11 protein-coding genes are annotated in these 14684 nt (G+C 43.2%); 5 read left to right on the plus strand and 6 right to left on the minus strand.

The window, feature by feature from the left end; all coding sequences use genetic code 11:
• Window positions 1-410 precede the first annotated feature (410 nt).
• From MSMAS_RS06720 to MSMAS_RS06730, 3 genes are all read left to right on the plus strand, one after another.
• A complete protein-coding gene (locus MSMAS_RS06720) occupies window positions 411-2417 on the plus strand; it encodes a right-handed parallel beta-helix repeat-containing protein (RefSeq protein WP_011032018.1) in 2007 nt (668 codons plus the stop codon).
• A 588-nt stretch (window positions 2418-3005) separates the two neighbouring features.
• A complete protein-coding gene (locus MSMAS_RS06725; RefSeq protein WP_011032017.1) occupies window positions 3006-4370 on the plus strand; it encodes a NosD domain-containing protein in 1365 nt (454 codons plus the stop codon).
• A 165-nt stretch (window positions 4371-4535) separates the two neighbouring features.
• Entirely contained in the window at window positions 4536-5201 is a 666-nt protein-coding gene (locus MSMAS_RS06730) for a class I SAM-dependent methyltransferase (RefSeq protein WP_011032016.1), read from the plus strand.
• 261 nt (window positions 5202-5462) lie between these two features.
• Here the strand turns inward: MSMAS_RS06730 and MSMAS_RS06735 are convergent, their stop codons facing one another.
• From MSMAS_RS06735 to MSMAS_RS06755, 5 genes are all read right to left on the minus strand, one after another.
• Window positions 5463-5747, minus strand: coding sequence for a hypothetical protein (locus tag MSMAS_RS06735; protein ID WP_011032015.1), 285 nt, complete (start codon window positions 5745-5747; stop codon window positions 5463-5465).
• Between the two features lie 133 nt (window positions 5748-5880).
• Window positions 5881-6279, minus strand: coding sequence for a molybdopterin dinucleotide binding domain-containing protein (locus MSMAS_RS06740; RefSeq protein ID WP_011032014.1), 399 nt, complete (start codon window positions 6277-6279; stop codon window positions 5881-5883).
• Complete coding sequence (locus tag MSMAS_RS06745; protein WP_011032013.1) at window positions 6279-7523, minus strand: formylmethanofuran dehydrogenase subunit B; 1245 nt, start codon at window positions 7521-7523, stop codon at window positions 6279-6281. The genes MSMAS_RS06740 and MSMAS_RS06745 overlap by 1 nt, the downstream gene beginning before the upstream one ends.
• A 9-nt stretch (window positions 7524-7532) precedes the next feature.
• Window positions 7533-7997 (minus strand): (Fe-S)-binding protein, encoded by a 465-nt coding sequence (locus tag MSMAS_RS06750; protein ID WP_011032012.1) that lies wholly within the window; start codon window positions 7995-7997, stop codon window positions 7533-7535.
• Window positions 7998-8469: 472 nt separating this feature from the next.
• Complete coding sequence (locus MSMAS_RS06755; RefSeq protein WP_011032011.1) at window positions 8470-8751, minus strand: ferredoxin-thioredoxin reductase catalytic domain-containing protein; 282 nt, start codon at window positions 8749-8751, stop codon at window positions 8470-8472.
• Between the two features lie 820 nt (window positions 8752-9571).
• Here MSMAS_RS06755 and hdrA2 point away from each other — a divergent pair.
• Window positions 9572-11953 (plus strand): CoB-CoM heterodisulfide reductase HdrA2, encoded by a 2382-nt coding sequence (hdrA2, locus tag MSMAS_RS06760; RefSeq protein WP_011032010.1) that lies wholly within the window; start codon window positions 9572-9574, stop codon window positions 11951-11953.
• Window positions 11950-13452 (plus strand): 4Fe-4S dicluster domain-containing protein, encoded by a 1503-nt coding sequence (locus tag MSMAS_RS06765; RefSeq protein WP_011032009.1) that lies wholly within the window; start codon window positions 11950-11952, stop codon window positions 13450-13452. Before hdrA2 ends, MSMAS_RS06765 begins: the two co-directional genes overlap by 4 nt.
• 424 nt (window positions 13453-13876) lie before the next feature.
• Here the strand turns inward: MSMAS_RS06765 and MSMAS_RS06770 are convergent, their stop codons facing one another.
• Complete coding sequence (locus MSMAS_RS06770) at window positions 13877-14347, minus strand: universal stress protein (RefSeq protein ID WP_015410829.1); 471 nt, start codon at window positions 14345-14347, stop codon at window positions 13877-13879.
• Between the last annotated feature and the right edge of the window lie 337 nt (window positions 14348-14684).

The following is a 14684-nucleotide window of genomic DNA, read 5'->3' on the forward strand; positions in this document are numbered from 1 at the left end:
TTATTTTTCTTCATATTGTTTCACCCTCACTTTCTAACTCATATTTCTGACTTATCTTGCTTCAAAATCTTCTTTTCATAGGGAATAGGAGAAAAATATCTTAAATCTGAAAGTGAATAAATTTCAGTGAGACAGGGTATTATTCAGGAGCGTGCCTGCCTGTGATAAATAAAATATAAGGCTGGTTCGTGAAGGAGCAACTGTTAGATTGTTATTATGAAAGCTGGTTTCAAACATTGAAAAAGAGAAGGTATGGAATTTACTTAAACAGACTCGAATCGATTTCCTTTTCTTTATGCACTTTTATCGCTATTATTCTGACATTATTTTCTAATAGATTTATATTATTTCATGTTTATTTCAACATGGGATATATAAATCTAAATAATAAATAACATCTGACGTGGGGGATGAACATAAACAGAGTATTTGCTCTATTTTTAGCCTTAGTGGTCTTTTCATCAGCTTTGGGTATAGGAGCTGCAGCTGAAATTACTGTCCAGCCCGGACAATCGATACAGGACGTGTTGAATAGCTCAGTCTCGGGTGATGAGATTATCATAAGCCCTGGAAACTATGCTGACAATCTCAGGATAACGACAGGTGATATTACTGTCAGGTCGGCTTCCGGGAATCCTGAAGATACGATAGTGACAGCGGCCAGTCCGGCTGAAGATGTTTTTTATGTTGAAGCCAGCAACGTAACAATTACAGGGCTCGGCATAAATGGTGCAGGATATGACCGTGCCGGCGTTTATCTGATAAGATCAAATAACTGTATTATTGAAAATAACGAATTTTTAAATAACGCTCTCGGAATATACCTCAAGAACTCTACGTATAACCTTATTCTTAATAATACGGCAGTAGAAGGTAAGCGAGCGGTCAATGTTGAGAGGTCAAACTATAATACAATCTCAGGAAATAATGTTTCAGACCAGAGGTTCGGGATCTATTTCCTTATATCAGAAGCGAACATAGCTTCGAATAATCAGGTAAGTGGGAGCGTCGACCATGGAATTGTCCTCGAAAGTTGCAGTGATACCAGCCTTGTGAACAATACTGTAAGCTCAAATGAGGATAACGGCATTCACATAGTTGGTTCGACCAACAACAGCCTTACAGGAAATACAGCGGATTCAAACCTTGTCTATGGGATCTATCTGAGGGATTCAAACGGCAACAACCTTACAGACAACAAAGCATTAAACAACAGCAGAGGTATTTTCCTGTTAAGGTCGGGCGAAAGTGAACTGTCGGGTAATGAAGTTTCAAACAACAGAAACGGCATTCTGCTAACGTCTGCAGGAAACAGCAGTATACTGTATAGCACGGTTTTACAGAACAATGTCTCCGGAATATCTTTACTTAATTCCACTTACTGCAATATCAGTGAGAATGTGCTTTCCGGCAATACACTCGGAATAGACCTTGCTTTCTCAAGCAACAGTACAATTGTCAATAACAACATTCAGGAAGGAGGAAGAGGCCTTAACCTTCAGGACTCGAATTACAATATACTCGTAAACAATACAGCTTTGAAAAACAGGTATGGAGCCTACCTGCTGCGCTCTGGCTGGAATGTGTTCTCCAATAATATAGCAAGCGAAAGCGATGACCACGGTATCGTCCTGGAGAACTCAAGCAACAGTAACGAACTTAGCGGCAACACAGCAGACTCTAACCGCGCTTATGGCATATACCTCACAGGTTCAAATAATAACGATATCAGTAACAATAAAGTATCCGAAAATTCAAGGGGTATTTACCTTATGACGTCTAACGGGAACGCCCTTTTGAATAATACGGTGTTGAATAATGGAGAATATGCAATTCTGTTGGCGTATTCATCAGGTAACGATATCCTGGAAAACGAGGCTTCGAGCAGCAACAGGGGTATTCACCTGAGCACCTCCGATGACAACACGCTTTCAGGCAATAATATTGTCTCAAACGGTGTTTCCGGCTTACATATGACTTCTACAAGCAACAATAATACCTTCTTTAACAACTATCTAAACAATAATGTTAATGCGGATGTTAAGCAGGGCAGTGTCGGAAATGTCTGGAATACAACAAAAACCAAAGGCACAAGCATAACAGGCGGACCATATCTGGGGGGCAATTTCTGGGGAAAACCTGATGGGACAGGCTTCTCTCAGACAACAGCCGATTCCGATGTAGACGGTATTGCCGATGGGGAGTTTAATATTTCAAACAGCGGCTATGCGGACTATCTTCCTCTTGTAGCTGTTTCCGATACAGAGCAGCCCGTAATTCCTGAAAATTTAACGGATGACGAGCCGGAAATGCCAGAAAATGAAACGGAAACGAATATTAACACAACAGAAACTAACACAACGGAAACAACTATCAGCGAGACAGAAACGGATACTTACGAAAACGAGACTGCATAAAAAAATCCGCTCAAAAAATGAAAAATAATGAAAAATATACCGGGCATGAAGTTCAGTTTACAGCCTGAAACTGGACGATTCAACCGAATTAAAGAAGACTGGATGGAGGAATAATTCCTTCATCTTAATTTTTCTTTTATTTATTGCCTGCAGGAAGTCAGAGATTATGAATACTCAGTCTTGCCGGCTGTAATGGAATGAAGTTACTCCTCTTCCTGTTTTCTATTTTTTGTTTAATGGTAGCTTCTTTGTGAAATGTCGGAAATCGGACAGTGTCTTGATGGTGGAATTGCAATCCCCGGATCAAAGAAACCCTGTTAAAAAGTACTCCGAATCATTTACAGGTAACTGCGCCGTTTTCAATTTGATTTATATCTATTTTATATGTTAATTTATATTAATCAAGTGCTAATTTAAACAAGTTTATTTATATTAGGTGTAAGGTTTTTCATTATTATCAATCATACTGTCTTTGCAGGAGAAGTTACAATAAACAGATTAATTATTTTACTTGCAGCTTTTTTTGTTCTTCTGTCAATTACCGGCACAGGAACTGCAGCTGAGATTTTTGTCCAGAAAGGAGATTCATTGCAGGAAGCTGTAAACAGTGCGCTTCCAGGTGACGTGATTATCGTAAAGCCAGGCAGTTATTACGATCACGTTACTGTAACAACGAATAACCTTGTAATAAGGTCAGAATCAGGCAACCCTGAGGATACTGTAATCGAGGGTTACAACCCGACTGCCGATGTGTTCACGATAGAGGCAGATAATATAACACTTGAAGGGTTCACGATTATGGGAGCCGGAGCTAATTGTTCGGGCTTATGCCTTCATGGGTGCACTAATTGCCTTATTGACAGCAATACATTTTTTAATGACTTCAGGGGAATATACCTGAAATCCTCTTTGAATAATGATATTTTAAATAATATAGTTATCAAAGGTGGCAGAGGGATCAGTATTGAGGAGTCTAACCACAACTCAGTTTCAAAAAATAAAGTTTCTGAATGTGGGTATGGGATCAATCTCCTGAACTCGAAGGATAACAGGATTTCTAAAAATACAGTTGCTGGAAACAAAGATTACGGCATCCTGGTCCAGTCTTCTGACAGCAATACGTTTTCCAGAAATAATGCTTCTGAAAACGGCAGAGGCATTCACATAGGAAACTCTGACGGCAACACACTTTCCAATAACAAGATTTCTTTAAACGAGGTTCACGGTCTTTTTGTCTGTCCGAAAAGCGATAAGAATCTCGTTTATAACAACTATTTCAGTAACACCCTGAATGTAGAGGCAAATAACGGAACTTCAAATGTTTACCATAAGTCCAGGACTAAAGGTGAAAATATCGTAGGCGGGCCTTACATCGGAGGAAATTACTGGGCAACACCCGAAGGGTCAGGCTTTTCGGAAACGGCAGCTGATAACAATGGAGACGGCATTGCTGATGAGAAATACCTTTTTGAAACCAGTGATTACTTTGATCCTTTGCCTCTTATAGCTTACAAGCCCCCGGAACCTGTCCTTCCAACAGCAAACCTGAGCATCAATACTCCGGAGGATTATGCCCCGCTTTCTGTACAGTTCACTGACCTTTCGGAAAACGCAACTTCAAGAACCTGGGACTTTGAAAACGATGGCGTCATTGATTCCCCGGATGAGACCCCGGTTTATACATACCCTTCTCCGGGAACCTATACCGTTAATTTGACCGCAGCCTGTGAGAACGGCACGGACACGAAACTTATAACAATAAATGTCGGGGAAAATAATGTAGCTGAGATACAGCCGGAATCAGCCCCAGGCGAGGAAAGCATGAGCACTACAGGCTCACAGGCAGAGCAGAACTCCGAACAGGAAGGGATCAGCTCTATTCCTGGCTTTGAAATGCTTTACGGGATATTCTGTCTGCTTGCTATATTCCTGTATAAAGAAAGCACAAAATAATAGTAAATGAGAATAAGCAGCTTCATAAGGAAAATATAACAGTATAAATTGAAGTTTCATAAGGATAAGGATAACAGTATAAATCGAAGCTTCATAAGGATACGGATTACAGTATATAAAAAATGAAGCTTCATAAGGAAAAAGCTTCATACGAAAAACAGTAGAGTGAATCTTTCATCTGGAGGGATCCTGATAAAGCCCTGGAAAGCCTTTGAGATGCATGCAGAAGAATACGATGCCTGGTATGAGAAATACAAACCTGCATATGAGTCTGAGCTTCTTGCCCTGAAGACCTTTACTCCTGAGAATCCGGAAAACCTTAAGGCTCTTGAGGTCGGGGCCGGAACAGGCAGGTTTGCAGCTTCTCTCGGGCTTTCTTACGGACTCGAACCTGCAAGGGCAATGGCAGAGATTGCAGAAAAAAGAGGCATCCAGATGGTACTCGGGGTTGCAGAAACCCTCCCTTTCAAAAGACAGAGTTTTGATCTTGTTTTGATCGTGGCTTCACTCTCCCTTTTTAAAGACCCGGTACAGGCACTCCGCGAGGCTGCAGGTGTCCTTAAGCCTGGCGGACAGATTGTTATAGGGATACTTGACAGAGACAGCTTGCACGGAGATTTTTACGAGTCGAGGAAAAAAGAGGGTAGGTTTTCTTCAGAGGCTAAATTTTTCTCAGCCGCAGAAGTGTCGGGATGGCTTACAGGTCTCGGGTTCAAAGAAATTAAAATCTGCCAGACACTCTATATGCAGCCTGAAAAAATAGAACATATAGAACTTCCGCAAAAGGGGTCCGGCACAGGAAGTTTTGCTGTGATTTCAGCCAGAATATAAATGAACGAATGATAAACATTTCTGCATCAGACTGGCAGTAACGGCTTATTATGGTGGTTAAGGTTAATCGTCAAAGATAGATTTTAAGGCAGTGTGCCTAATTTGCTGTAAATTTGAAGTCAATTTTTTGTGTATTATGGGAAAATTGATTTCCCTATATGGAATTTTCTACCAAAGAACTTCTTGAGATTTGTGATTTTACAGAACTTATGTTACACTGTCGATTTTTTTAAGATCAACTTTCTACTTAAGATCAACCTGTTACTTTATTTTGCTCTGAATTTCACTCAATCTCTTTTTTCCGATTTCAATTAATTTCATCAGTTTACTGTATTCGTTCTCTGAGACCATGCTTCCCGGGGTTAAAGTTTTCACGTTACTTCCTTCAGAGTAAAGCAGAATTCCGTTCCAGGCTGCAAAATGTGAACCTGACAGGTACTCGCAGGGCAGTTCCCATCTGGATTTTACGTTTTCAAAGCCGTCAAAGATATAAAAAACAGTTCCGTTTTTCAGGGTCCGGGTAAATCTAAGGAATACATCAGCCATGCTTTCATCCTTTTATGCCAGAGAAAAACTGAAAGGGAAGAAGATAAATAAGAAAAAAATTTCCGTTTTTAAGTTCCCTTTAAAGGCTTTTTTGTTTCTTAAGCCTGTCGAGAGACAATTAAAACCCGAGCAGTTAAAGCCCAAGTTCAGTCAGTTTTTGCCCTTTCGCACTGGTAACGGTCACGGAGATGTCTTTAAATTTAGGAATTCCCGTACCGCCGGTTTCGTCCGAGACAAGCATATTTGACCATGGGCTTTTAGGCATATACGCAATGCCTCTGTGAGATGGCTCATATCCTGATTCTTCGGCTTTGACCACAACCGTTCCGAAAGAGTTTTTCAGGATTACGGTTTCACCTTTTTTCACATTCAACTGCTTGAGGTCGGCAGAGTCCATTTTTATTACGGCAGAGCGGTCCCTGTACTCTTCCCCGAACCGGTTTTCAATCATGGCTTTGTCCTGAAAGATATCCCTGTAGGTTACAATCTTTACCTTTATTTCAGGGGCTTTAAGAAAAGATCCGAAATCCATCAGAGAGCCTCCATTATCTTTTTGAGAACTGTTTCATCCGAAGGGCGTTTTGTCTCAACGGCAGGCTTAAAGTCAACCTTCACCCCGTCCATACGTATTGCACTTCCTCCTGACTCTACTCCATCGATTGCAGTGCTGATGTAAACTTTTGCATTTCTGGATGTGAGGGTTTCACAGGGGTCGAGCACGATCACGGGGACTTCAAGCAGGTTCTTTGCAATAGACCTGGGAAGGATTGAGAACGGGTCCGAACCAATGATAAGTGCGGCATCAACTGTTTTTTCTTTAAGAGATTCAACGACAGAATATTCCGGCCCGTGTTTCACAGTCCCGTCTTCAAATTTTACACTGTTCACGTACCCGGTTTCCTTAAAGAGGTTTTCATTAAAGCCCCGTGTATTGTACTGTCTTATCATGGGTACGAGATGGAAGTTTGCTTTTTCGTTCAGGGCGTTCATGAGCCGGATAAGAGGTTCGAGGTTATCCAGAGAATAAACAAGACCACGCCCTGCGAAAACTACGCCGAATTTTGCTCCTTTGAGGATATTTGCCAGCTCAAGGATTCTCTTGGGGGGGAAGTTGTAAGAGGTTTTTGGGAGCTTTCCGGCAAGCGCTGCAATAAGGGCGTCAATAAACTCGGCATCTCCTCCAGGAGGGATCTGGAAGAAATAATTCCCACAGATCTTTGCAGTATGTGACTTCCGGACATCTATGCAAATTGCAGTCCTCTCTTCTTCCCAGCCTCTCTGCTTTTCAGTCCCCCTGGGGAAATAGGCGTATTTAGAAAGTTGACGCGGGTGAGAGTCCGAAGGGTCTGTTCCCCAGAAAATAGAAACATCGGCTTTGTTCCTTACATCATCAAGAGTGCAGACCTTGGTTTTGTTGTTAAGGAGAGCTTCAATTACTTCACCAAGGCTAAATGAAGAAGCATCATCCAGAGTTGCACTGGTTTTTTTTGCAAGCTCGATCGCAAGTTTCTGGGCTTCGTTGCTGGAAGTCCCAAGCCCGAAAATAAGAGGGTTTTTTGCATTCTTCAGGATAGTTGCAGCCTCGCTGATAGCAGTTGTTTCGTCTACGGGTTTATTGTCTACCAGGAAAGCGGCACTTTCCTTCCCGTCTTTCATGTGGGCTACCCCTATCCTGCAGGCAGTATAGACTTTATTTATTTTATTATTTTCAACATCTACTTCTATGTCATCGCAGAGCATCCCGCAGCCTGTGCATACGTAATAGTTTTTCTCCATCCTCTCGCCTCACACAAACTCGATTGCCTCTACAGGGCAGGTCACTATACAGCCATTACAGAGGATCTTGTTCTTCCCGAATCTGCGGCACTCCCCCAGGTTCTGGGCTTTCACAACTCCATCTTCAACAGTCAGGACAAGCCTGCCAGGATTCGTTGGGGCTTTTCCCGAGCCCACTCCGTAGGGGTCATTTGCTACATTCGGAGGGCAGGCAACCACGCAGTTCCCGCAACCAAAACAGAGGTCTTCATGAACTATAAGTCCGGTTTCGGTTGCTCCTTCCGAAGGCTTGAAAATCTCGCTGAGTTTTTCATAACTTTCTTTATATTTGGGTTCCTCTTTCAGGGGCGGGCAGTCCTCTGGTGTCAGCTCGCGGGCCATAAGGGCAACTGCAAAAGCCATACATGAGGTTTTTCCACATTTTTTGCAGTTAGTCTTTGGAAGCATCTGATAGAGTTCCATTGCATTTGTCATTCCAGGTCACCCTTGAGTCAAATTTGTGATTTAATTTATCTTGAATTTAATTATATTAAAGAGGATGGCAGATTAGCCATATGTCATTATCGTCACACAGGCATATGAGGTTAACCGAATATTTCCTCTCTAAGAAGGTCCGGTTTGAAGGAAGCGCTGCTTGATAACATCAGGTGTTTAAATTCCTGCATATCATGCTTTAATATATTTAGTTAAAGAGATGAATGTAATCTACCTTAAACTATTGCTTTTTAATTCTCAATGTTAATCTTAATTTACAGTGTTAACTGTTTCCAGAAACCTGGGAATAATACTAAAGTTCACACTTTCTGCAGGCTGAAAGACAGTACTATGATGTGAGTGAATGATTTGAGCGGCTGAAAGAAAGGAAAAACTTTCAGGTATTTCCTCTCCCGCCTTCTCCAGCTGTATTTGACACCTGCTTTCCGAGAATGTCTGATATAGCAGCGGATCAGGAAGGCTTAAAGAAAAGTTCGCAGTGACAGTTCCCGTCTTTTTCAATTTCATCCTTATGGTATACGCAGGGGCAAACTATTTTCTTGTCCTCGCTCTCATCCCCGGTTACTATCCTGCAGGGGCAATAACGCCTGCCGAACCTTTCTACCCTTGAAGCGAGCCCGTCAAGGACGTAGTCAAGGGCTTCTTTGTCCGGATTAAGCTTGAAGCCTGCCTTGTTTGCATATTTTTCTGTCCATTCGTACATCTTATCTTTTAATTCATCGTGTTCACTCATGTAGAATTCCCTCCTGTTTTTGTAGGAGTGATACTGGTTATTTACAGGATCTCGTATACGTAAGTATAGTTCTATGGTCAGGAATATTTTTGTTCTTACAATTGCTATATATTTAACTGTTCAAAGCTCCTTAAATACTATTTCAATCTATTCCCAAAGGAGTTTCCCTCATATACGAGAAATTATTTGATAACATTCGGTACTGATTGATCGATTACGAATTAAGTTCTCAAACTATAAATCAATTAGTAAGCGGTATAAAAGCTATTGAGCTGTGCTCCTTATTTATTCAGGTTCACCGGAAGCTTATACGTAAAGCTTGAGAATAATAGGAAAGTTAATATAGATATATTTATAATATTTGTAACATAAATGGCATCTATAATATATAAATCATGTTTTACATATCTTGAAATTATCACGGAAACCGCCGGAAAAATTACTTAAAACTACTGCTTCTCTTTCCATTATTATAAGGCGCAGGTCAAAGGGTTCCATAACTTTTACAAATAAAGGTTTTGATTTTGTATAAAACGGCTACATATTTATCCTGTTTGAGAGAAAATTTATATTGAGATTTATAAACCGAAATCATACTTACTGAAAAGCCAGAAAGAAAGCTTTTCCAAGATGTGCAGATAATTTGCTGGGCCAGAACTGTTCAGTGACTATTTTTCTGCACGGCTGTTAACCCTGCAGAATATGCTGTGGGACCAGAATTCTGAACTTTTAACTTACAAATTATATTATAATCATATAACAAAATATATGCCATAGGTCAAACTCTAGGACTATTCATGGATATCAGGAGTAAACAAGCATGAGAATCGGAGTCTACGTTTGCCATTGCGGACTGAATATTGCAGGAGTAATTGATGTTTCAGCCCTTGAAGAAATGGCAGGTGAACTGGAAGATGTGGTGCTTGCCCGGGAAGTACAGTTTCTATGTTCCGATTCCGGACAGGAAGGCATCATAAAGGACATAAAAGATAATAAAATCGACAGGGTTGTGATAGCAGCCTGTTCCCCAAGGCTGCACGAAAAAACATTCAGGCATGTCATGGAAAAAGCTGACCTCAACCCTTACCTTATGGAAATGGTAAACATAAGGGAGCAGTGCTCCTGGGTACACGCGGATGACCCCCAGATGGCGACCCAGAAGGCTTTTGACCTGATAAGGATGGGAGTTGCAAAAGCCCGTTTCCTTAGGGAATTGAGTGCGACAAGCTCTAAAGCCAGCAGAAATGTCCTTATCATAGGCGGAGGAGTTGCAGGAATAGAAGCCGCCTTAAACCTCGCAGAAGCCGGCTTTCCCGTAACCATGGTAGAAAGGGAATCCACAATCGGGGGCAAAATGGCTCTCATGAATGAGGTATTCCCCACAAACGACTGTTCTATCTGCGTGCTTGCCCCCAAAATGACTGAAGTTCAGAACCACCCCAACATTACTCTTTATACATATTCTGAGGTCACAGATATCTCAGGTTCCGTTGGAAAATTCCATGTTAGGGTCACACGCAAACCCAGGTTCGTTCTTGAAGACAAATGTAAAGGCTGTGTTGACCTTTGCTCAGAGGTCTGTCCCGTAGAAATAGAAAACCCCATGAACTATGGGATTGGGAAGTCCAGGGCAATCTATATGCCAATTCCGCAGTCAGTCCCGCAGGTAGTACTTATAGATCCTGACCACTGTGTGGGCTGCGGGCTCTGCCAGCTTGCATGTCCTGCAGAGGCTGTGGACTACGAGCAGAAACCCGAAGAAATAGAGTTCGAAGCAGGGGCAGTGATTGTTTCAACAGGCTACCAGCTCTTTGATGCTTCCCGGAAAAAAGAGTACGGGTTTGGAAAATACCCTGATGTCATAACGAATATGCAGCTTGAAAGGATGCTGAACTCTGCGGGACCCACAGGTGGGAGAGTCCTTGTGCCTTCAACAGGTCAGCCTCCAGAGAGTGTCGCATTTATTCAGTGTGTCGGGTCAAGGGACAAAACCGTAGGCAACGAACACTGTTCAAGAGTCTGCTGCATGGCAGCCCTTAAAAATTCCCAGATGGTTAAGGAACGCTATCCTGGTACTGATATCACGATCCACTATATAGATATCCGGGCTGCAGGGGAGATGTATGAAGAATATTACGCCAGGACGCAGGGGATGGGTGTGGACTTCATCCGGGGAAAGGTCGCTGAGGTCTACGCCGGCGAAGACGGAAGGCCTGTTGTCCGCTACGAAAATACTCTTGAGTCCAGAGTTGAAGAAGAAGCTCACGACCTTGTTGTGCTTTCCACAGGGTACGAGCCGAGCAAAGCCGCAGAAGGAATTGGCAGGATGCTTAACCTTGCCCGGCGCCCTGACCGCTTTTTTGCAAGCGCACACCCGAAAATGCGCCCTGTTGATGCGCCGGTGAGCGGAGTCTTCCTTGCAGGCTGCGCCTCGGGGCCCAAAGAAATCCAGGTCTCCATAGCTCAGGGCAGTGCCTGTGCTTCCAAAGTTATGCAGCTCCTGGGCACGGGAGAACTTGAAGCCGACCCCATGGGTGCACATGTTGACCCTGATAAGTGTATAGGCTGCAGGACATGTGTTGAAGTCTGCAAGTTCGGAAAGATAAGCATTGTCGATAAAAAGGCTGTCGTTGACGAGGTTTCGTGCTACGGCTGCGGTGACTGCAGTGCTGCATGCCCGGTAGGTGCAATCCAGATGCGGAACTTTGAAAATGAGCAGATTCTTGCGCAGGTCAGAGCTGCGACAGCTCATAAGTCCCAGTGCCCCTTTGTTGTCGCTTTTCTCTGCAACTGGTGCAGTTATGCCTGTGCAGACCTTACCGGAATGTCCAGGATACATTACCCGACAAACATCAGAGTTATCCGTACCATGTGTTCTGCCAGGATAAACCCGGAGTTCGTCCTTGAAGCCCTCAAAGGCGGAGCTGACGGTGTGCTTGTTGCGGGCTGCAGGATGGACGAATGCCATTATATTCATGGAAATTTTGATGCGAAAAAGCGCATGGACGTTTTAAAAGAGATCATAAAGGAAATAGGGCTTGACCCGAAAAGGCTCAGGACACTCTGGATCTCGGCTGCAGAAGGAGAACGTTTCTCGAACACGATTACCGAGTTTGTAAAGGAACTTGAAGAAATAGGGCCCATAGGGAGTGAACTCAAACGGGAATACACCGCAACCGGACTCGAGGAGGTGGCTAAATGAGCGAGAAACTTCCGGAACATCCCGGAGAATGTCCCGAAAAATGCCCGGACCAGGAAATTCACGTATGTAACGGGTGCTGTGGTACCGGAGAAGGAGAAGAGCCTGAAATAGGAGAAAACGAGGTTTCGGGTCCGGATTCTGAAGATTTAGAATTTGAAGAGCCTGAAGCTGCAGTTTCCGGGGACAGCGAGGGTGAGGAACAGGAAAAGATCACGGTCACAACCAGTATGGACATTCAGGGAACTCATTTCATTTACACTCAGGCTACTGAGAAGTCCCTCAAAATCCTCGATTACGATTACAAGCGTTGCAATGGCTGCGGTATCTGTGCGGAAATCTGCCCTACAAAAGCCCTTGAAATGGGGCCGCTGCATGAGATCGCAACCGGGCTTGATGCCCCTGCCGTGATGATGGACCTTGAGAAATGTACATTCTGCAGGATGTGCTCAAACCTCTGCCCTGTGCATGCCATTTCTTTTGAAGCGGTCGGAGAGGTCCCTGATGAAAAACAGTACCCTAAATACGATACCTTTGTAAATATCAATGAAAAATGCCTGCCCTGCCTCCTCTGTGAAGGAGCCTGCCCGCAGGACGCAATAGAAGTGGAATTCACTTTTCCGAAAAAGGAAGAGATCGCTCCATTTAAAGAAGGTGTGGAAGGTGAGATTGAAATTGATCTCGAAAAATGCAACTTCTGCGGGATCTGTGCTAAATTCTGCGACGCGGTTATCCTGCTTGAGCGCGAACCCACTCCTGACAACCCTGTACCTTTTGAGCAGATCCTTGTTGATACGGACAGATGTGACTACTGTGTGCTCTGCCAGGATATCTGCCCTGAAGAAGCAATAAAGGTTAAAGGGGAACGCCCCTGTGAAGCCCCAGAGGTTGGAGGAAAAGTAAAAGTAGACGACCTGAAATGTACCCAGTGTGCCCGGTGCCAGGCTGTCTGTCCTTATGAAGCTGTTGACCTCCAGAAGCCCATGGAAGGGAAACTGAGCCTTATCGAGGTTAATTTGAAGGAATGCGATCCCCAGGGCTGCCGCGGCTGCTTTAATGTCTGCCCCTCGGATCTCTGGTACGTGCCGACAGACCCTGAAGATCCGCGCAAGATAGCTTTTGCCGAGGAGTACTGCATGTACTGCGGAGCCTGTGTGAAAGCCTGCCACCTTGATGCCATAAAGGTGGAAAGAACTGATGTCCACCACACCGAAATTCCTGATACTCCCTGGGCAACCCAGTGGAGGGATGCGATCGAGTCCCTGAAAACCGGCTCAAGAAAAGGAGTTGACCGCGCAGTCTTCAGGGAAACGGAAACCCTCAAAGCCCAGAAGTTTATGGGTATAGAGCCTCCGTGTACTGATGAAGAGGCGCTTGCAGCCGTGCAGGCAAAAATCGATTCTCTCATTCCTGTACTCAAAAGCGCAAAAGTCAGGAAGCTCTGGGAAACCGACTCCCCGGAAAATACTGCTGCAGCAGTTAAAAAGAAGATTGAGGGCTGAAAATCTGACGAAATCTGTAAGGTTCCGGATTTACTATCCTTTTCTAAATTTATTACATTTTTCTAAAAAATCTGCGACCGGGCTGAGAAGGCTGAAAAAATACTTTCTTACCCGGAAAGCCTGTTTTTAATCTCAGGTTTCAGAGCTCTCTTCCATTTATCCCGGTGCCCTGCAAAGAAAACAGAAGGATATTGAAGGATAGAAAACTCTCATGATATTCTTGGAATAACATGCCCAAAAAATGAAAGCATCTGAAAGTACTTTTATGCTAAATAAAAGGGAAAATTAGAAAATAATGTTTGAAGAAACTATAAAGATAAGAAAGGTGTGTTACAGCCAGTGGCGCTGTTCAAGTCAGATAATTGCTTCCTGTCCCCTAAAAAGCGCTTTTATATTCAATCTCCAGATACACACTTTTCTATGTTCAATTTTCAGATACGCACTTTTCCTTTACAACCAGAACAGGTATCTTTGAGTGCCTGACCATATTTTCCGCAACGCTGCCCAGAAGGAGCCTGTCAAGTCCGGTTTTTCCCAGGCTGCCCATGACAATGATATCCATTTTTTCCTCTCTGGAATAGCGGATAAGTTCGGCTGCCGGATGCCCTTCAAGCAGGACAGGCTCTACCTTTACTCCTCCCATTTCACCTGTTCCTGCTACATAGTTTACAGCCTGGACACCTTCTTTTTTCAAAACTTCGCGCATTCTTTCCCAGTCCAGGTCTACCGCCATAGAAGAAAAATAATCCGTTGATACAACATAGACTGCGTAAACAGTCCCTCCGCTCAGGCGTGCTATTTCTATGGCATGATTGGCAGCCATCCTGGAACAGACAGAGCCATCGGTTGCAATCATTATTTTCTTAAAACTAACATTTCCCATGAAGAATCCCATTTACTTATTTCTCCGCAAGAAATATAACAGCATCGCGTCCGGTAAGTATGCAAAGCAGGCAAATTTTAATTCTGGAGCTTCTTTTGAAATGATGTTAAAGAAAGCAAGAACAGTTATTTTCGGATGACCTGCGATCAGTTCAAAACTATACTTCTATATATGGGAAAAAATTATTGTATTAATTATGGCAGACTTTCTTGGGAATTTCCTATCCGCTTTGAAACAGAATATTCCATATTTAAAAGACCGCGACGTAAATTCTGAAATAATGCTGGGAATATTGATGCATTTATTCCTGGTCGTTTGCTTTATCGGTTTATTTGGTTTGTTAGTAATG

The sequence above is a fragment of the Methanosarcina mazei S-6 genome (assembly GCF_000970205.1).
GTDB classification, from domain to species: Archaea; Halobacteriota; Methanosarcinia; order Methanosarcinales; family Methanosarcinaceae; genus Methanosarcina; species Methanosarcina mazei.